Annotated in this window: 18 protein-coding genes; 8 read left to right on the forward strand and 10 right to left on the reverse strand. The window is 67.8% G+C overall.

Annotated features, from left to right (window positions below; genetic code table 11):
* Window positions 1–194 precede the first annotated feature (194 nt).
* Window positions 195–1,316 carry an MBL fold metallo-hydrolase gene (locus ABL844_RS20830; RefSeq protein ID WP_418128775.1) on the forward strand — a complete coding sequence of 374 codons (1,122 nt, stop codon included), beginning with the start codon at window positions 195–197 and terminating at the stop codon, window positions 1,314–1,316.
* A 26-nt stretch (window positions 1,317–1,342) separates the two neighbouring features.
* Here ABL844_RS20830 and ABL844_RS20835 read toward each other — a convergent pair whose 3' ends face one another.
* From ABL844_RS20835 to ABL844_RS20860, 6 genes are read right to left on the reverse strand one after another with little or no spacing between them, the layout of a single operon-like run.
* Window positions 1,343–1,534 carry a hypothetical protein gene (locus ABL844_RS20835; protein WP_369661636.1) on the reverse strand — a complete coding sequence of 64 codons (192 nt, stop codon included), beginning with the start codon at window positions 1,532–1,534 and terminating at the stop codon, window positions 1,343–1,345.
* 2 nt (window positions 1,535–1,536) lie between these two features.
* The gene (parC, locus tag ABL844_RS20840) at window positions 1,537–3,933 is read right to left on the reverse strand and encodes a DNA topoisomerase IV subunit A (RefSeq protein WP_418128777.1); all 2,397 of its coding nucleotides are present in this window, start codon (window positions 3,931–3,933) and stop codon (window positions 1,537–1,539) included.
* A gap of 44 nt (window positions 3,934–3,977) precedes the next feature.
* The gene (locus ABL844_RS20845; RefSeq protein WP_418128778.1) at window positions 3,978–5,099 is read right to left on the reverse strand and encodes a Kelch repeat-containing protein; all 1,122 of its coding nucleotides are present in this window, start codon (window positions 5,097–5,099) and stop codon (window positions 3,978–3,980) included.
* Between the two features lie 23 nt (window positions 5,100–5,122).
* The gene (locus ABL844_RS20850) at window positions 5,123–6,031 is read right to left on the reverse strand and encodes a lytic transglycosylase domain-containing protein (RefSeq protein ID WP_418128779.1); all 909 of its coding nucleotides are present in this window, start codon (window positions 6,029–6,031) and stop codon (window positions 5,123–5,125) included.
* 19 nt (window positions 6,032–6,050) lie between these two features.
* Entirely contained in the window at window positions 6,051–6,509 is a 459-nt protein-coding gene (locus tag ABL844_RS20855; RefSeq protein ID WP_418128781.1) for a hypothetical protein, read from the reverse strand.
* A 36-nt stretch (window positions 6,510–6,545) separates the two neighbouring features.
* Window positions 6,546–8,543 (reverse strand): DNA topoisomerase IV subunit B, encoded by a 1,998-nt coding sequence (locus tag ABL844_RS20860; RefSeq protein WP_126021753.1) that lies wholly within the window; start codon window positions 8,541–8,543, stop codon window positions 6,546–6,548.
* A gap of 156 nt (window positions 8,544–8,699) precedes the next feature.
* Between ABL844_RS20860 and ABL844_RS20865 the strand changes: the two genes are divergently transcribed.
* The 6 genes from ABL844_RS20865 to ABL844_RS20890 all read left to right on the forward strand — a co-directional run bounded on the left by ABL844_RS20865 (window position 8,700) and on the right by ABL844_RS20890 (window position 13,653).
* The gene (locus tag ABL844_RS20865) at window positions 8,700–9,926 is read left to right on the forward strand and encodes an MFS transporter (RefSeq protein WP_126021752.1); all 1,227 of its coding nucleotides are present in this window, start codon (window positions 8,700–8,702) and stop codon (window positions 9,924–9,926) included.
* A 30-nt stretch (window positions 9,927–9,956) separates the two neighbouring features.
* On the forward strand, window positions 9,957–10,097 hold the full coding sequence (locus tag ABL844_RS20870; RefSeq protein ID WP_369661632.1) for a hypothetical protein: 141 nt from the start codon (window positions 9,957–9,959) through the stop codon (window positions 10,095–10,097).
* Window positions 10,098–10,108: 11 nt separating this feature from the next.
* The gene (locus ABL844_RS20875) at window positions 10,109–10,678 is read left to right on the forward strand and encodes a class I SAM-dependent methyltransferase (protein WP_418121583.1); all 570 of its coding nucleotides are present in this window, start codon (window positions 10,109–10,111) and stop codon (window positions 10,676–10,678) included.
* Between the two features lie 120 nt (window positions 10,679–10,798).
* Window positions 10,799–11,647, forward strand: coding sequence for a 4-hydroxy-tetrahydrodipicolinate synthase (gene dapA / locus ABL844_RS20880; RefSeq protein WP_240650633.1), 849 nt, complete (start codon window positions 10,799–10,801; stop codon window positions 11,645–11,647).
* 144 nt (window positions 11,648–11,791) lie between these two features.
* Window positions 11,792–12,871, forward strand: coding sequence for an outer membrane protein assembly factor BamC (gene bamC, locus ABL844_RS20885; RefSeq protein ID WP_418128782.1), 1,080 nt, complete (start codon window positions 11,792–11,794; stop codon window positions 12,869–12,871).
* A gap of 5 nt (window positions 12,872–12,876) precedes the next feature.
* A complete protein-coding gene (locus ABL844_RS20890; RefSeq protein ID WP_418128784.1) occupies window positions 12,877–13,653 on the forward strand; it encodes an MBL fold metallo-hydrolase in 777 nt (258 codons plus the stop codon).
* An 80-nt stretch (window positions 13,654–13,733) separates the two neighbouring features.
* On the opposite strand, the gene ABL844_RS20895 is transcribed toward ABL844_RS20890, so the two are convergent.
* From ABL844_RS20895 to ABL844_RS20905, 3 genes are all read right to left on the reverse strand, one after another.
* Entirely contained in the window at window positions 13,734–14,015 is a 282-nt protein-coding gene (locus tag ABL844_RS20895; protein ID WP_019655983.1) for a hypothetical protein, read from the reverse strand.
* Window positions 14,016–14,109: 94 nt separating this feature from the next.
* The gene (locus ABL844_RS20900; protein WP_418128785.1) at window positions 14,110–14,613 is read right to left on the reverse strand and encodes a hypothetical protein; all 504 of its coding nucleotides are present in this window, start codon (window positions 14,611–14,613) and stop codon (window positions 14,110–14,112) included.
* Complete coding sequence (locus tag ABL844_RS20905; RefSeq protein ID WP_418117048.1) at window positions 14,603–15,745, reverse strand: JmjC domain-containing protein; 1,143 nt, start codon at window positions 15,743–15,745, stop codon at window positions 14,603–14,605. The genes ABL844_RS20900 and ABL844_RS20905 overlap by 11 nt, the downstream gene beginning before the upstream one ends.
* 14 nt (window positions 15,746–15,759) lie before the next feature.
* Here ABL844_RS20905 and ABL844_RS20910 point away from each other — a divergent pair, with 14 nt between their 5' ends.
* The gene (locus ABL844_RS20910) at window positions 15,760–16,284 is read left to right on the forward strand and encodes an FKBP-type peptidyl-prolyl cis-trans isomerase (RefSeq protein ID WP_126021745.1); all 525 of its coding nucleotides are present in this window, start codon (window positions 15,760–15,762) and stop codon (window positions 16,282–16,284) included.
* An 81-nt stretch (window positions 16,285–16,365) separates the two neighbouring features.
* Here ABL844_RS20910 and ABL844_RS20915 read toward each other — a convergent pair whose 3' ends face one another.
* On the reverse strand, window positions 16,366–16,866 hold the full coding sequence (locus ABL844_RS20915) for a glycine zipper 2TM domain-containing protein (protein ID WP_126021744.1): 501 nt from the start codon (window positions 16,864–16,866) through the stop codon (window positions 16,366–16,368).
* Window positions 16,867–17,004 lie beyond the last annotated feature (138 nt).

Below are 17,004 nucleotides of genomic sequence, written 5' to 3' on the forward strand. Positions count from 1 at the left end.
TTCAGCCTCCTCAACTCCGGTGAAACCGATGAAGTCCGGCAGTGTGCCGGGCTCGCGCCGCGCCCGCCATACGGCGCATGGCATAGAGCCCCGAATGCCCCTCCCGCCCGAATGTTTCTATCGCTGAAACCATTGAAACACGCGCCTTCGATAGTCTCCATCCATCCCACAAACACAATCCAGAAGGCTCTCCCATGGCTGAAGACCCCGGCTCGCAAGGCTCCTACCTGCCCCAACTCCTGCGCCGCGGCACCGCGCTCGCCGCAGCCGGCTGCGCCTTCGTGGCGGGCTGCAGCGCCGCTGGCGGCGGCGAGACGCGCTACGAGAATTCGCCGCAATTCAAGGACGGCGGCTTCCACAACATGGCCAACCCCGACCTGCCCGCGCAGGCCAGCGCATGGCGCATCTGGTCGCGCTTCATCGTGGGCAGCAAGGTCGACACCGTCCCGGTCGACCCCATCCCCGTGAAGCCGCTGGACAAGCCCACCCTCGACGCGCTCGACACGAAGACCAACCACGTGGTACGCCTCGGTCATTCGTCGCACCTGCTGAAGCTGCAGGGCAAGTACTGGCTGATCGACCCGGTGTTCAGCGACCGCGCCTCGCCCGTGCAATGGGCCGGGCCGAAGCGCTTCCACAAGGCGCCGATTGCGCTGGAGGATCTGCCTCCCGTCGAAGGCGTGATCCTCTCGCACGACCACTATGACCACCTCGACGTGGCGACCATCGAATACCTCGCGAAGGACGTGAAGCGCTACTTCGTGCCGCTGGGCGTGCGCTCCCGGCTGCTGGCGATGGGCGTGCCGGCCGATCGCGTGACCGAGCTCGACTGGTGGCAGTCGGCCGAACACGACGGCGTGAAGCTCACCGCCACGCCCGCCCAGCACTTCTCGGGCCGCACGCTCGGCGACCGCGACCGCACGCTGTGGGCCTCGTGGGTGGTGCAAAGCGGCGACCAGCGCATCTTCTACAGCGGCGACTCGGGCTACTTCCCGGGCTTCAAGCAGATCGGCGAGCGCTTCGGCGGCTTCGACATCGCACTGATGGAAAACGGCGCCTACGACAGCATGTGGCCCGCCGTGCACATGACGCCCGAACAGAGCGTGCAGGCCTTCGAGGACCTGCGCGGCAAGGTGTTCTTCTCGGTGCACAACAGCACCTTCGACCTCGCCTTCCACAACTGGCACGACCCGCTGGACCGCATCGCAGCCCTTACGGAGGCCAGGAAGATCGAGCTGGCCACGCCGGTGATCGGCGAAGTGGTGACGGTGGGAGCGGCGCGGACCAATACGCGGTGGTGGGTCGGCCTGCGCTGACCGGCCCTCCCCCAAGGCCGGGTGGACTACCCGCCGCGCTCCTTGCGCTCGCGGGCGCGCCGCACCTGGCGCGTCTCGTTCGCCTGCGAGGCGATGCGGTCCTTCTCGCGCTTCTTCAGCATGCGCTTCTCGCGCATGCGCCGGCCCAGCACGTAGCTGCCGATGCCGGTGACCACGGCGATGAAGACGCCGATGACGCTGATGTCGATGCCGCCCATGGCTATTGCACCCGCACGATGCTGGTCGGCTTGAAGCCCAGGTCGGCCGCCTTGCCCTTGCGTGCGCGGCTGCCGCGTGCGTTGTTGAGCGTGCGGATCTCCAGCGTTTCCTCGCGCTCCTTGCCGCCTCGGCCGATGCCTTCGATCTTCACGCTGCGCGTGTAGGCGGCCGCACCTGCCAGGGTGTCCTTGGCTTCCAGGTCGATCAGCGTGAGGCCGCGGCCGCCCTTGGGCAGGCTCTTGAGCTCGGCGATGTCGAAGGTAAGGATGCGCCCGCCCGTCGAGGCGCAGGCCACGTGCGTGGCCGCAGGCATCGGCTCGGCGCCGCTCGCGCCGCCCACCAGCGAGGGGCGGCACAGCTGCTCGCCCTCGCCCACGTCGACGAAGGCCTTGCCGCCGCGCTGGCGCGACATCATGTTCTCGACCGTGGCGATGAAGCCGTAGCCGCCGGTGTTGGCCAGCAGCAGGCTCGCGCCAACCGGGCCCGCGAAGAAGTGCGTGACGTGCGTGCCGGCATCCAGGTCGATGAGCGTGGTCACTGGCTGGCCATCGCCGCGACCGCCGGGCAGCGAGGCCACGGACACGGTGTAGACGCGCACGCTCTTGTCCTTGGCGCTGCCGAAGACCAGCAGCGTGTCGACGCTGCGGCACTCGAAGGCGCCGTAGAGCGAGTCGCCCGACTTGAAGCTGTACTCCGGCGCCGAGCCGTTCGCGCCGCCGGCCACCTTCTCGCTGGCCCAGCCCTTCTGCGCACGGACCCAGCCCTTCTGCGACACGATCACGGTGACGGGCTCGTCGACCACCTTCACCTCGGCCACGGCGCGCTTCTCGGCCTGGATCAGCGTGCGGCGCGGGTCTTCGAAACTCTTGGCGTCGGCTTCGATTTCCTTCACCAGCAGGCGGCGCAGCGCGGCGGGGCTGGCGAGGATGTCTTCGAGCTTCTTCTGCTCGTCGCGGAGATTGGAGAGTTCCTGCTCGATCTTGATGGCCTCGAGCCGCGCGAGCAGGCGCAGCCGGATTTCGAGGATGTCCTCGGCCTGGCGTTCGCTGAGATTGAAGCGAGCGATCAGCGCCGCCTTCGGGTCTTCCGCCGCGCGGATGATCGCGATCACCTCATCGATGTTCAGCAGCACCAGCTGCCGGCCTTCGAGGATGTGGATGCGGTCCTGCACCTTGCCCAGGCGGAAGCGCGAGCGCTTCTCGACGGTGATCTCGCGGAAGGCGATCCACTCGTTGAGCATCTGGCGCAGCGACTTCTGCGTGGGCTTGCCGTCGATGCCGACCATCGTGAGGTTGATCGGCGAGGAGGTTTCCAGCGAGGTCTGCGCGAGCAGCGTGGTGATGAACTCTTCCTGGCTGATGCGCGAGGTCTTGGGCTCGAACACCAGGCGCACGGGGGCGTCCTTGCTCGATTCGTCGCGCACCACGTCGAGCACCGACAGCATCGAGGCCTTGAGCTGTGTCTGCTCCGCACTCAGCGCCTTCTTGCCGGCCTTGACCTTGGGGTTGGTGATTTCCTCGATTTCCTCGAGCACACGCTGCGAGCTCACGCCCGGCGGCAGCTCGTTGACCACCAGCTGCCACTGGCCGCGCGCCAGCTCCTCGATCTTCCAGCGCGCGCGCACCTTGAGCGAGCCGCGGCCGGTGCGGTAGGCGTCGGCGATGTCGGCCGGGCTGCTGATGATCTGGGCGCCGCCCGGATAGTCGGGGCCGGGCACGATGGCGAAGAGTTCTTCCTCGCTGAGCTTGCCGTTCGACTTGATCAGCGCCACGCAGGCGTCGGCGATCTCGCGCAGGTTGTGGCTCGGGATCTCGGTGGCCAGGCCGACCGCGATGCCGCTCGCGCCATTGAGCAGCGTGAACGGCAGCCGCGCGGGCAGCAGTCGCGGTTCTTCGGTGCTGCCGTCGTAGTTGGGAATGAAGTCGACCGTGCCTTCGTCGATCTCGTCGAGCAGCAGGCTGGTGATGCGCGCCAGGCGCGCTTCGGTGTAGCGCATGGCGGCGGCGCCGTCGCCGTCGCGGCTGCCGAAGTTGCCCTGGCCGTCGACCAGCGGGTAGCGCTGCGAGAAGTCTTGTGCCATGCGCACCAGCGCGTCGTACGCAGCCTGGTCGCTGTGCGGGTGGAAGCGGCCGAGCACGTCGCCGACCACGCGCGCGCTCTTCACGGGCTTGGCGCCCACAGTGCCGTTGGTGCCGCCGAAGCCCAGGCCCATGCGCGACATCGAATACAGGATGCGGCGCTGCACCGGCTTCTGGCCGTCGGACACATCGGGCAGCGCGCGGCCCTTGACCACGCTCAGCGCGTATTCGAGGTAGGCGGTCTGGGCGTAGTCGGCGAGGGTCAGGGTCGTGTCGCCGTCGGTGGGACCCTGGAGATCGAGCGGAGGTTGGGAATCCATGAAAGAGCTGGTGAGAAAAACTTTTGTTGTTGCCGGCTGCGCGTTCAGCCGAGCGTAAAGGCCTCGTGGACCGCGGACTGTACGGCGCCGCCGAGCACCGCGCCGCCGCCGGCCACGTAGATCCAGTCGCCGACGACGGCCGCGCCCACGGCGTGGCGCGGCGTGGTCATCGGGGCGTGTCGCTGCCAGGTGTCGTCGACGGGGTTGTAGCTTTCCATCTGGCCGAACACCTTCGCCTGGCGCGGTACGCCGTCGACGAGGATGCCGCCCTCCCCGCCCATGGCGAAGAAGCGGCCGCGGTACACCACGAGCCCGTGGCCCGAGCGCGCGGTAGGCAGCGGCGAGCGCAGCTCCCAGGTGTCGCGCGCGGGCAGGTAGACGTGATGCAGGTCGGTGTTGTATTCGAAGGTGTTGAAGCGCCCGCCGATCACGTGGATCCGGCCGCCGTGCGACACGCAGCCCACGTGGTCGCGCGCGCCGGGCAGCGGTTTACGAGTCGACCAGCGGTCGGCCTTCGGGTCGTAGACCTCGTGCCAACCCACGCTCGCGCGCTCCGCGGCGGGCTCGGACGCGCCGCCGATCAGGTGCAGCGCGCCGTCGAGCATCACGGCGGCTGCGGCGCCACGCGGACGCGGCAGCGGCGCAATGGCGCTCCAGCGGTTGGCGGCGATGTCGTAGACGTAGGCGTTGGTGTCGGAGCGCCGGTTCTGCTCGACGAAACCGCCCAGCGCGTAGACGCGCCCGCCATCGGCGGTCACCGCGACGTGGTTGGCACCGCGCGGCAGCGGCGCGCCGTCGAGCCAGCGGTCGGCCTTGGGGTCGTAGATGTGGTGGTAGTCGCGGTTGACCTTGCCTTCGCCGTAGCCGCCGACCACGTGCATGCGCCCCATCGCCGCGGTGGCCCACGCCATCTCGCTGCGCGGGATCGGCAATGCGGCGCGCGGCTCCCAGCGGCCCTGCGGCCCGGGCGGCGCGGGGCTGTCGGTGAAGCGCTGGGCCTCCTGCTCGGGCGTCATGTGGTGCGGCACGCCGCCCTGCAGGCGCGCATAGGGCTCGGCCGAGGAAGGCACGGCCGGCAGCGTGTCGTGCGTGGCCGGATGCTGCGCGCGTGCGCTGCTCGCCACCATGCCGGCAGCGGTCGCGAGAACGAAGCTTCGACGATCCATGGCCTCCTCCCTCCTCCGGTCGATCAGGACACCGGCGTGCCCGGCGGCGCATCGGCCGCGCCCGTGGGCACCGCCGATGGCTCGGGGATGTCGGGCATGGCCGGCATGTTGCGCGGCGCGTCCGACGGCATGTTGCCGCGGCCGAGCGCGCCGCCCTGCGGCACGGTCAGCTCCATGCGGATGCGCCCCGGCGTCTTGCCACCGCGCACGGCGCCGCTCCCACCGCCCGAAGCCACCGAAGGCTTGAGGTACGCGTACAGCTGCAGCACAGTCTGCACGTAGTTCTGCGTTTCCTTGTAGTTCGGGATCTTGTTGCCCGCGCGCTGCACCGCGCCCTCGCCGGCGTTGTAGGCGGCCAGCGCGAGCTCGATCTGCCCCGGGAACATCGCGATCAGGTCCCGCAGGTAGCGCGAGCCGGCGGCGATGTTGATGCGCGGGTCGAACAGCTTCTTCTCGATGGTCGCGCGCTTGTCCGCCGACACGCCATAGCGCTGCGCGGTAGCGGGCATCAGCTGCATCAGACCCATCGCGCCCTTGGGCGAAACGGCCTGCGCATCGAAGCCCGACTCGGTGGCGACCAGTGCCTGCAGCAGTTCGTAGTCGATCGCGTGCTTGCTCGCCGCGTCGCGCAGCGCCGACTTGGCGGTCTTGTAGCTGGGCGAGGCCTCGAACATCGCCAGCAGGCTCTGCGAGGCCGGCGGCACCTTGCCGTCGAGCTTGCCCACGCCGCGGCCCAGCGGGGCGATGCCGTTGGCGGTGTCGAAGCTCTGGCCGCCGCGGAAGAAGATCTGGTAGCGCTCGTCGAGCTTCTCGGAGGCGAAGTGCGCGTTGCCCTTGGCGTCGATATAGCCGTAGATGTCGGTGGCGTGTGCGGCCTGCTGCGACAGCACGAGCGCTGCACACAGCATGAATGGGCGGAACCAGCGTTTCATGGCGATGCGGGCCCTGCCTTCAGAACCACCAGCCGTAGCGCTTGCGGCGCTCGGCGTGGACTGCGGCGTCGTCGCTCATGCTTCGAGCGCGGCCGCCACCCTTCAGCCCGACCCAGAACGACACGCCGCCCAATGCAAGAAAGAAGAGGAAGACGGGTAGGCGCTCGAGTGCGACGCCGTTGAAGAACATCGACACGGCCAGCCCCAGTAAGACCAGTGCGGCACTCCAGCAAAGAATGCGGCGCACCCAGAGCCACGTGGTGGCGACGGTCCGTTCCGCCAGGCTGGGCTCGGCGTTGTCGTTGACCGCCTCGTCCCACCAGCCCGCCCAGATAAACACGAACACGAAGAGCAAGAACAGGCCGGCAAAGAACATGTCCGGCGGCGCGATCTCCGGCCGGGCGCGCGCCAGCATGGCGATCGCGCCCACAACGCAAGCCCCTGCCAGCGAACCGCAAATGATCTTGTGCCCGTTCATGCCCTGTCGTGAGAAGGAGAGATGTCTCGACCGGAATCAGACGTCGATATCGACGTCATCGGCGCGCAACTCCATGAGCTCGCGCCGCGCCGCCGCTTCGCCCTTGCCCATCAGCTTGGTGATTTCGCCCTGGGTGGACGTGAAATCGAAGCGGCCCAATTGGACCTGCATCAGGCGCCGGGTGTCAGGATTGAGCGTGGTTTCCCACAATTGTTCCGCGCTCATTTCGCCCAGGCCCTTGAAGCGGCTGATGCTCCAGGCGCCCTCGCGCACGCCGTCCTTGCGGAGCTTGTCGAGCGTGGCGGTCAGTTCGCCTTCGTCCAGAGCATAGACCTTGGAGGCCGGTTTCTTGCCGCGCGCGGGGGCATCGACCCGGAACAATGGCGGCTTCGCGACATACACATGGCCGGCTTCGATGAGTTTCGGAAAGTGCCGGAAGAAAAGCGTGAGCAGCAGCACCTGGATGTGGGAGCCGTCCACGTCGGCGTCGCTCAGGATGCAGATCTTGCCGTAGCGCAGGCCGCTGAGGTCGGGCGAATCGCCGGGGCCGTGCGGGTCGACCCCGATGGCGACCGAGATGTCGTGGATTTCGGTGTTGGCGAAGAGCCGGTCGCGCTCCACCTCCCAGGTGTTGAGCACCTTGCCGCGCAGCGGCAGGATGGCTTGGCTTTCCTTGTCGCGGCCCATCTTGGCGCTGCCGCCGGCGGAATCGCCCTCCACCAGGAAGACTTCGTTGTGGCTGGTGTCCTTGCTCTCGCAATCGGTCAGCTTGCCGGGCAACACGGCCACACCGGAACCCTTGCGCTTCTCGACCTTCTGGCCGGCGCGCTGGCGGGTCTGGGCCGCCTTGATGGCCAGTTCGGCCAGCTTGCGGCCGTAGTCGACGTGCTGGTTGAGCCACAGTTCCAGCGCGGGGCGCACGAAGCTGGACACAAGGCGCACCGCGTCGCGCGAATTCAGGCGCTCCTTGATCTGGCCCTGGAACTGCGGGTCGAGCACCTTGGCGCTCAGCACGTACGAGGCGCGCGCGAACACGTCCTCGGGCAGCAGCTTCACGCCCTTGGGCAGCAGCGAGTGCAACTCGATGAAGCTCTTCACCGCATTGAACAGGCCGTCGCGCAGGCCGCTTTCGTGCGTGCCGCCGGCGCTGGTGGGAATCAGGTTGACGTAGCTCTCGCGCACCGGCTGGCCTTCCTCGGTGAAGGCGACGGCCCAGTCGGCACCCTCGCCTTCGGCAAAGTTGTCGGCGTTCTTGTCGGCATGGCCGCTGCCTTCGAACAGCGGAATGACCGGGTCGCTGCTGAGCGTCTGCATCAGGTAGTCGCTCAGGCCGCCCTTGTAGAGCCACTGCTGCGTTTCCTTGGTCTTCTCGTTGACGAGCGTGACGCTCACGCCGGGCATCAGCACGGCCTTGCTGCGCAGCAGGTGGGTGAGTTCGCCCATGGGCAGTGCGGCGGTCTCGAAGTACTTGGCGTCGGGCCAGGCGCGAACCGTGGTGCCCTGCTTGCGCTCGCCGGATTCGAGCTTGCGGACCTCCAGCGCCTCGATCACGTCGCCGCCGCTGAAGGCCAGCTTCGCGACCGAGCCCTCGCGGTGCGTGGCCACTTCGAGCCGCTTCGACAGCGCATTGGTCACCGACACGCCCACGCCGTGCAGGCCGCCCGAGAAGCTGTAGGCGCCGCCCGAGCCCTTGTCGAACTTGCCGCCGGCATGCAGCCGGGTGTAGACCAGTTCGACCACGGGCGCCTTCTCTTCCGGATGCAGGCCGAAGGGGATGCCCCGGCCATCGTCTTCAACACTGACCGAGCCGTCGGTGTGCAGCGTGACCTTGATCTTCTTGCCGTGGCCCGCGAGCGCCTCGTCGGCGGCGTTGTCGAGCACTTCCTGGATGATGTGCAGCGGGTTGTCGGTGCGGGTGTACATGCCCGGGCGCTGCTTGACGGGCTCGAGGCCCTTGAGCACGCGGATGGAGCCTTCCGAATAGCCGGAGGAGGCGGACGATGAGCTGGGGGAAGTCTTGGGGGGAGTCGCCATGGGGGCGGATTGTAGTCAGTCGCCGCTCAAACAACTGGATGCCCATACAGCAGCGGCTTTGATGCGTCCACCGCATCGAAATGCGCCCGATAAATCATCAATGGCTTTGGCCGGCGTGCCACCTGCTGGAGCAGGCGAATAGTTACATTCGAAGTCATGCAATCCCCAGCCGCCCCCGCCCTCTCGGTCAAGCAAGTACTTTTCTGCGGGGCGATGATCGTCACGCTGTCGATGGGCATACGCCACGGCTTCGGCCTGTGGCTCCAGCCGATCACGCAGGCGCAGGACTGGAGCCGGCAGACCTTCTCGTTCGCGCTGGCGGTGCAGAACCTCTCCTGGGGCATCTTCGGCGTGTTCGCGGGCATGCTGGCCGATAGGTTCGGCGCGTTCCGGGTGCTGATCGGCGGCTCGCTCCTCTATGCGCTGGGGCTGTTCGGCATGGCGCATTCGCCGACGCCGCTGCTCTTCACGCTGAGCGCGGGCATCCTGATCGGCGCGGCGCAGGCGGGCTCCACCTACGCGGTGATCTACGGCGTGATCGGGCGGCAGATTCCGGCCGAACGGCGCTCCTGGGCGATGGGCGTGGCGGCGGCGGCCGGGTCGTTCGGGCAGTTCCTGATGGCACCCATCGAGGGCCGGCTGATCGGCAGCCTGGGCTGGCAGACCGCGCTCGCGGTGGTGGCGGTACTGGCGCTGGTGATCGTTCCCCTGGCCTTCGGGCTGCGCGAGCCGAAGACGGCGGCGCTGGCCGGCCACCGCGAGCAGTCGGTGATGCAGGCGGTGGGCGAGGCCTTCCGCTACCCGAGCTTCGGCCTGCTGATGGCGGGCTACTTCGTCTGCGGCTTCCAGCTGGCCTTCATCGGCATCCACATGCCGACCTACCTGCGCGACCGCAGCCTGCCGGCCGAGGTGGCGGGCTACGCGCTGGCGCTGATCGGCCTGTTCAATGTGTTCGGCACCTACACGGTGGGGCTGCTGGGGCAGAAGCTGGCCAAGCGGAAGATCCTGGCGGCCATCTACTTCGCGCGGGCAGTGTCGATCGCGCTCTTCCTGATGGCGCCGATCTCGCCGATGAGCGTGTACTTCTTCTCCGCGGCGATGGGCTTCCTGTGGCTGTCCACGGTGCCGGCCACCAACGCCATCGTGGCGGGCATCTTCGGCGTGGCGCATCTTTCGATGCTCAGCGGCTTCGTGTTCCTGAGCCACCAGGTCGGCTCCTTCCTGGGCGTGTGGCTCGGGGGCTACCTGTACGACACCACGGGCAGCTACGACATCGTCTGGTACATCGCGATCGCGCTGGGCGTGTTCGCCGCGGTGGTCAACCTGCCGGTGAAGGAAAGCGCCATTCCGCGCGGTCCGCAGCCGGTGGGCGCCGCGGGCTGATCCGCAGCCGGTTTGCGTGTAAACAGGGCCATGACTACCCGGATGCGCCATCACATCGTCCACGCCGGCTGGCTGGCCGCCGCGCTGGCGGTGCTGGGCGGCGTGTTCGCGCTGTACGTGCATCCGGACTTCCTGGTGACGCTGGTCGACCAGATCTGGTCCTGCTTCTGAGCCTCATTGCTATGAAAGAAATAGCGCCAGTGCACGGCCTGGGAGCACCTTCCGAATGGATTGCCCGGTGGTCGCACCTGCTTGCGACCGGCGCGTCGGTGCTGGACGTGGCCTGCGGCGCCGGGCGGCACATGAAGTGGTTCGCCGGACGCGGGCACGCGGTCACCGGCGTCGACCGCTCTCCCGAGGCTGTCGAGGCGGCAAGCACGTTCGGCAAGGTGATCGAGGCCGACATCGAATCCGGCTCCTGGCCCTTCTCCGGCCGGGCCTTCGGTGCCGTGGTCGTCACCAACTACCTCTGGCGCCCGCGCATGGCCGACATCGTTGCCGCTGTGGCGCCGGGCGGCGTGCTGCTCTACGAGACCTTCGCCACGGGCAACGAAACCGTCGGCAAGCCCTCGCGGCCCGACTTCCTGCTGCAGCCGGGCGAACTGCTGACGGCCTGCGCCGGACTGAGCGTGGTGGCCTACGAGGACGGGTTCATCGCGCAGCCGGAGCGCTTCGTGCAGCGCATCGCGGCCGTTCGCCCGCCCGCGGCCGATTCCGGTCTGCCGGCGCGCCGCTTCCTTAAGGGAAACTAAGGGGCCCGGGGCCGCTGTCTGGCGGGGCGCCGGAGTAAGTAGAATCGGCGCTTTCGTCCACCGACAAAGAGATTCCCCTTGGAGCAACTGACAGGCAGCATCGTCGCGCTCGTCACGCCGATGCACGACGACGGCAGTGTCGACTACCCCGCCCTGCGGCGACTCATCGACTGGCACATCGAAGAAGGCACCGACTGCCTGGGCGTGGTCGGCACCACCGGCGAATCGCCGACGGTCGATGTCGAGGAGCACTGCGAAATCATCCGCGTCTCGGTCGAGCAGGCCAAGGGCCGCGTGCCCGTGATGGCCGGCTGCGGCGCGAACTCCACCAAGGAAGCCATCGAGCTCGCCAAGTTCGCCAAGGGCGTGGGCGCCGACTCGCAGCTCCAGGTCGTGCCCTACTACAACAAGCCCACGCAAGAGGGCCAGTACCAGCACTTCAAGGCCATCGCCGAGGCCGTGGGCGACCTGCCCATCGTGCTGTACAACGTGCCCGGCCGCACTGTCGCCGATATGGCGCACGACACCGTGCTGCGCCTGGCGCAGGTGCCCGGCATCATCGGCATCAAGGAAGCCACCGGCAACATCGAGCGGGCCCAGTGGCTCATCCGCGAAGTGCCGAAGAACTTCGCCGTCTATTCCGGCGACGACCCGACCGCGGTCGCGCTCATGCTCTGCGGCGGCCAGGGCAACATCAGCGTCACGGCCAACATCGCGCCGCGCAAGATGCACGAGCTGTGCGTCGCCGCGCTGGCGGGCGACGTGAAGCGCGCCATGCAGATCCAGTTCGAGCTCATGCCGCTGCACCGCAACCTGTTCGTCGAGCCGAACCCGATCCCGCTGAAGTGGGCGATGGCACGGCTCGGCCTGTGTGGCGGCGCGCTGCGCCTGCCGCTCACCGAACTCGGCGAAGCGAGCCGCCCCGCGGTCGAAGGCGCCCTGCGCGCCACCGGCCTGCTGAAGGGCTGAGCACTCCTCTCCAGCACGTCCCGGACCTGCCTTTCCCCTGGCCACAGCAAGGTTAAGCAACCTTTTGCCCGAACCGCGCTCAGAGATGGCGGCGGGCACTGCGGCCCCTAGATTGACCGAACCATTCCAACAAGGAAGACGACGTTGAAGAACCTTTCGCGACTTGCACTGCTGGCCCTCGTTGCCAGCCTCGCCGCCTGCTCCGTCCTCGAGAGCGACAAGATCGACTACAAGAGCGCAGGCAAGGCCCCGACGCTCGAAGTCCCGCCCGATCTCTCCCAGCTTTCGCGCGACAACCGCTACGCCATCCCCGGCGGCGCCGTGAGCGCAAACTCGTACCAGGCAGGCATTGCCAACGCGCCCGGCGTCCCCACCGCGGTGGCCAACATCGGCGACGTGCGCATGGAGCGCTCGGGCACGCAGCGCTGGATCGTGGTCAATCGCACGCCCGACCAGCTCTGGGACCCGGTGAAGGACTTCTGGCAGGAAAACGGCTTCCTGCTGACCACCGACCAGCGCAACCTGGGCATCATGGAAACCGACTGGGCCGAGAACCGCGCCAAGCTGCCGCAGGACATCATCCGCGGCACGCTGGGCAAGCTGGTCGACTCGGTCTACTCCACCGGCGAGCTCGACCGCTTCCGCACCCGCCTGGAGCGCACCACCACCGGCACCGAGATCTTCATCAGCCATCGCGGCATGCAGGAGGTCTACAACAACTCCCGCCAGGACCAGACCGTGTGGCAGCCGCGCCCCAGCGATCCTGAGCTCGAGACCGAATTCCTGCGCCGCCTGATGGTCAAGCTCGGCGTGTCGCAGGAGCAGTCGAAGATCCTGGCCGCGACCACCGCGACGCCCAAGACCGCCACCATCGCCAAGGTCGGCAACCAGCCGGTCGTGCAGATCAGCGAAGGCTTCGACCGCGCATGGCGCCGCGTCGGCCTCGCGCTCGATCGCACCGGCTTCACCGTGGAAGACCGCGACCGCAGCGCCGGCGTCTACTTCGTGCGCTACGTGCCGCCGAATCCCGACAAGAAGGAGCCCGGCTTCTTCGGCAAGCTGTTCGGCGGTTCGAGCAAGACCGAAGCGCCCGCGAAGTTCCGCATCTCGGTCAAGGGCCAGGGCGAATCCACCACCGTGTCGGTGCTCAACGAAGCCGGCGCTCCCGAGACCTCGGTCAACGCCGAGCGCATCGTCAAGGTCATCGCAGACGACCTGAGATAACCCGCATGCTCCGCTTCCGAAGCCTCGGCAGCGGCAGCACGGGCAACGCCGCGCTGGTCGAGACGACCAGCGCCGGCCGCACCTCCCGCCTCCTCGTCGACTGCGGCTTCGGCCTCAAGCAGCTCGACCTGCGCCTGGCCCAGGCGGGCCTTGCAGCCAGCGACATCGATGCGGTCTTCGTGACACACGAGCACGGCGACCACATCGGCTGCGCCCATTCGCTGTCGCGGCGCAACCGCATTCCCGTCTGGATGAGCGAAGGCACCTGGCTCGCGACCGGCGGGCGCGATTTCGAGGGACTGCTGAACCTCGCGCGCGACGACGCCGAGTTCACTGTCGGCGACCTCTGCGTGCAGCCCTTCACCGTTCCGCACGATGCGCGCGAACCGCTGCAATTGCGCTGTACAGACGGCAACCGCACGCTGGGCGTGCTGACCGACCTGGGCCATGCAACGACGCACGTGCTGACCCGGCTGGCCGGCGTGCATTCGCTGCTGCTGGAGTTCAACCATGACAGCGAGCTGCTCGCGAACTCGAGCTACCCGCCCTTCCTCAAGCACCGCGTGGGCGGCAACTACGGGCACCTGTCGAACACCGCCGCGGCCGAGATCGCACGCGCGCTGCTGCATGATGGCCTGCGGCATGTGGTCGCGGCGCACCTGAGCGAGCAGAACAACCGGCCCGAGATCGTGCGGCGCCTCATGGCCGAAGCGCTGGGCGGCAACGAGTCGGAGATGCTGACGGCCACGGCCAGCGCAGGCTCGCCCTGGCTCGACGTCTGAGCGCCAGGGCCCTCACGCTCTCCTAAGAAAAAAAAGCCGCCTCATGGCGGCTTTTTCATGGCTGATGCAGTCCTTGCTGCTTACTGCTTCGGCGCTTCATTCTTCTTCGCGGCCTCGGTGGCTGCGTTCGCGGCATCGAGCGCCGACTGCGAGCCCGAAGAAGGCGCGGTCGACGACGAGGACGATGCGCCCGGATCGGCCGATGGCGCGGGAGCGGGAGCAGCGGGCGCGGGTGCGGGTTCAGTCACGGGCGCAGGAGGCGGCGTCACGACAGCCGGCGCTGCATCCTCCTTCTTGCCGCAGGCGACGAGCGCGGCAGCGGCAATCAGAGAGGCGATCAGGACGGACGATGACTTCTTCATGGAATCTCCTTAGGCAATGAAGGTCTGGAACGAAAAAATTCTAGACCCGCATATCCGCCTGAATATGTCTCGCGGCCGCATTCGCGGCATTGGCTTACAAGCCGAGTGTCGATGCCGGAAACGCGGGCCGGCCCATGCGCCAGCACTCTTCGATGGCCTCGCGCAATTCGCTGCGCGCGCGTGCGTCTGCGCCGCTCACGCCCCTGCTTCGTTCTGGGTCGATTCGATGCGCGAACCATGAGGGCGTCCAGATGGCGCTCGGCACTTCCATGCCCGATGCCTTGCCTGCGGCCCTGCATTCGATGATGTGGTCCCACATGCGGCGCCATGCGACGAAGCGCGCATGGCCGCGTTCGAGAATGTCGTAGCGCTGCGCGAGCAGCATCAGGCGGCGGCCGCTCGCGGCCCAGGCCTGCAATGCCTCGATGACCGCGCGCTCGCCGAGGGGCCAGTCGGCGAAATCGGGGTCGCTGAAGACGACCTCCTTCCAGCCTTCGCGCGCCGCGGCCGAGAGTGCGTTGCGCAGGAGCACGTCGAAGGCCTCCCGGCCATCGAAGCGGCCCTCGGGCAATGACGGGCCGGGCGCTTCATCCGGCATGGAGCCACCCTGCTTCGCACCACTCGCCCAGCAGCGCAAGAGCGCCTTCGCTCGCTCGCGAGAGTTCGCGCGCACCGAGCTCGCGGCGGTCGGCCAGCTTGCGCATCAGCGTCGCATCGGCGCCGCCCGCGCGAAAGCTCTCGCCGTTGATGTAGATGTGCCGCGCGTCGTAGAGCATGCGCGTGCGGCGGTCGAGCTTCACGTGCTGCATGGCCGCCGGCGCCTCACCGCTTTCATCGAACCAGACATTCGCCTTGGGCTCGGTGAGCGACTCGCCAAGGGCACGGTCGATGGCATCGGCATCGCGCAGCGCCGCCTCGATGGCCTTGCGCGCGAAACCCTGCAGGGCCGCGGGCATCGCGGCGGGCGCATCGACGGCGGGCTGCGTCGGATCGCGGTACCGCGCGAGTTCGGCCGGGCCCGCGTCTTCCAGGTCTTCCGCATAGGCCTGCGCCATACGCGCCAGCAGGTCGGCACCCAACTCGCCCAGGGCCGACGAGCGCAGGCCGATGGAATACGTCATGCAGTCGCCGCCCACGGCCACGCCGTCGTGGGCGTATCGCGGAGGCAGGTAGAGCATGTCGCCGGGCTCGAGCACGAAGCTCTGCTCGGGCTCGAAGTTCTCGAGGATCTTCAGCGGCAGGCCCTGCTGCAGCCGCAGGTCGCTCTGCTTGCCGATGGACCAGCGCCGGCGCCCGTGCGCCTGCAGCAGGAACACGTCGTAGCTGTCGAAGTGCGCGCCGACGCCACCGGTATCGCTCGCGTAGCTGATCATGAGGTCGTCGAGGCGCGCGTCGGGCAGGAAGCGGAACTGCCGCATCAGCTCGTGCACGCCCTCGTGGTGCAGGTCGACGCCCTGCACCAGCAGCGTCCATGCCGGCTGCTTCAGCGACGGCAGGGCGCGGCGGGCAAGGGGGCCGTGCTTGAGCGACCAGCCGGCCTTGCCGTGGCGGATGAGGCGCGATTCGACGTCCTCACGCTCGGCCAGGGCGAACAACTCGGAACGCTCGATCGGTGGCACCATCGCGGGTATAGCCTGCCGCACGAGCAAGGGTTTTTTCTGCCAATGCCGCCGCATGAACTGCGCGGCGCTCAGGCCGCCCAGCAGGGGCAGCGGTTTGTTGATCTCCATGGGAGAATTCTGCAATGGAAATCTCTGAACAATGCGTGGTCGGCCTGACCTGGACGATGAAAGACACGCTCGGCGACGTGCTTGATGTGCTCGACGAGCCTGTCGAATTCCTGGTCGGCGGCGACGATCTCTTCGACGTGATCGAAGCGGCCCTGCAGGGCCATGAACCCGGCGCCCGGGTGCAACTGCAGATCGAGCCCGAACAGGGCTTCGGCGACTTCAACGACCAGTTGCTCTTCCTGGAGCCCCGCTCGCTCTTCCCCGAAGGCACCGAGGAAGGCATGACCTTCGACGGCTCCGCACTGCCCAAGGGCGTGAATGCCGACATTCCGAAGGACACGATCTACACCGTGGCCGAGATCTATCCCGACCACCTGGTGCTCGACGGCAACCATCCGCTGGCGGGCATCGCGATCCGGCTCGACATCACCGTGCGTTCCGTGCGCGAGGCCACCGAGGAAGAAGTGGGACGCGGCACGGCGGGCACGGGCTTCTTCAAGATTGCGCCGATGGCGCCGGGCAACCAGACGCTGCACTGACGCGCCGAATCCGGCCGGAGGCTGCGCATACGAAAAAAGCCGGGCGATGCCCGGCTTTTTCACGTCTAAAACAAGCGCGGCTTACATCCGCGAGATCTGACCGTTGTCGATGCGCACGCGGTCGCCGATGCGCAGGTCGCCGGGGCTCTGCACATCGAAGGCGCGATAGCCGCCGCGGTCGGTCTGCACCGAGACGCGGTACATCTCGTAGACGCGCGGACCGTTCTGCTGCGCCTCGATGGTGTTGCCCAGCAGGGCGCCGCCCACGATGCCCAGCGCGGTCGCCGCGGCGCGGCCATTGCCCCGGCCGAACTGGTTGCCCACCACGCCGCCGATGACGCCACCGGCGACGGCACCGCCGCCCGTGGTGCCGGTGCCGGCGGTTTCGCTGCGCAGCACCTCGATGTTGGCCACGTGGCCGTACTCGACATAGGAAGCTTCCTGGTAGGGAATGGCCTGCGGAGGCGCCTGGTAGGGATAGCGCGAGGTCTGGTAGACCGGCGCCGGTGCCACGCATGCCGTGAGCGTGGCCACGGCCAGCACGGAAGCGGTGACGGAAACAAAGCGCATTGAGATCTTCATGTTGGAGGCTCCTCGGAAAGAACGATGCAAGGATGATGAATGCATGCACCCTGCGTGTGCCTGACTAACGCCGCAGCATCGGCCGCGATGACGCCGTTCACACACTGAAACCTTCGAGGCCGTACGGCCCCTGCCGGT

The sequence above is a fragment of the Variovorax sp. 278MFTsu5.1 genome (assembly GCF_048305045.1).
In the GTDB taxonomy this organism is placed as follows: domain Bacteria; phylum Pseudomonadota; class Gammaproteobacteria; order Burkholderiales; family Burkholderiaceae_C; genus Variovorax; species Variovorax guangxiensis.

What these genes read in the sequence shown, in the direction of transcription:
- ABL844_RS20900 (WP_418128785.1), bottom strand. Translation starts at nt 14,613, where the DNA reads ATGCCGGATGAAGCGCCCGGCCCGTCATTGCCCGAGGGCCGCTTCGAT.
- ABL844_RS20915 (WP_126021744.1), bottom strand. Translation starts at nt 16,866, where the DNA reads ATGAAGATCTCAATGCGCTTTGTTTCCGTCACCGCTTCCGTGCTGGCC.
- ABL844_RS20890 (WP_418128784.1), top strand. Translation starts at nt 12,877, where the DNA reads ATGCTCCGCTTCCGAAGCCTCGGCAGCGGCAGCACGGGCAACGCCGCG.
- ABL844_RS20905 (WP_418117048.1), bottom strand. Translation starts at nt 15,745, where the DNA reads ATGGAGATCAACAAACCGCTGCCCCTGCTGGGCGGCCTGAGCGCCGCG.
- ABL844_RS20835 (WP_369661636.1), bottom strand. Translation starts at nt 1,534, where the DNA reads ATGGGCGGCATCGACATCAGCGTCATCGGCGTCTTCATCGCCGTGGTC.
- ABL844_RS20895 (WP_019655983.1), bottom strand. Translation starts at nt 14,015, where the DNA reads ATGAAGAAGTCATCGTCCGTCCTGATCGCCTCTCTGATTGCCGCTGCC.
- ABL844_RS20910 (WP_126021745.1), top strand. Translation starts at nt 15,760, where the DNA reads ATGGAAATCTCTGAACAATGCGTGGTCGGCCTGACCTGGACGATGAAA.
- ABL844_RS20830 (WP_418128775.1), top strand. Translation starts at nt 195, where the DNA reads ATGGCTGAAGACCCCGGCTCGCAAGGCTCCTACCTGCCCCAACTCCTG.
- ABL844_RS20855 (WP_418128781.1), bottom strand. Translation starts at nt 6,509, where the DNA reads ATGAACGGGCACAAGATCATTTGCGGTTCGCTGGCAGGGGCTTGCGTT.
- ABL844_RS20865 (WP_126021752.1), top strand. Translation starts at nt 8,700, where the DNA reads ATGCAATCCCCAGCCGCCCCCGCCCTCTCGGTCAAGCAAGTACTTTTC.
- ABL844_RS20850 (WP_418128779.1), bottom strand. Translation starts at nt 6,031, where the DNA reads ATGAAACGCTGGTTCCGCCCATTCATGCTGTGTGCAGCGCTCGTGCTG.
- ABL844_RS20875 (WP_418121583.1), top strand. Translation starts at nt 10,109, where the DNA reads ATGAAAGAAATAGCGCCAGTGCACGGCCTGGGAGCACCTTCCGAATGG.
- ABL844_RS20860 (WP_126021753.1), bottom strand. Translation starts at nt 8,543, where the DNA reads ATGGCGACTCCCCCCAAGACTTCCCCCAGCTCATCGTCCGCCTCCTCC.
- ABL844_RS20845 (WP_418128778.1), bottom strand. Translation starts at nt 5,099, where the DNA reads ATGGATCGTCGAAGCTTCGTTCTCGCGACCGCTGCCGGCATGGTGGCG.
- ABL844_RS20870 (WP_369661632.1), top strand. Translation starts at nt 9,957, where the DNA reads ATGACTACCCGGATGCGCCATCACATCGTCCACGCCGGCTGGCTGGCC.
- dapA (WP_240650633.1), top strand. Translation starts at nt 10,799, where the DNA reads ATGCACGACGACGGCAGTGTCGACTACCCCGCCCTGCGGCGACTCATC.
- parC (WP_418128777.1), bottom strand. Translation starts at nt 3,933, where the DNA reads ATGGATTCCCAACCTCCGCTCGATCTCCAGGGTCCCACCGACGGCGAC.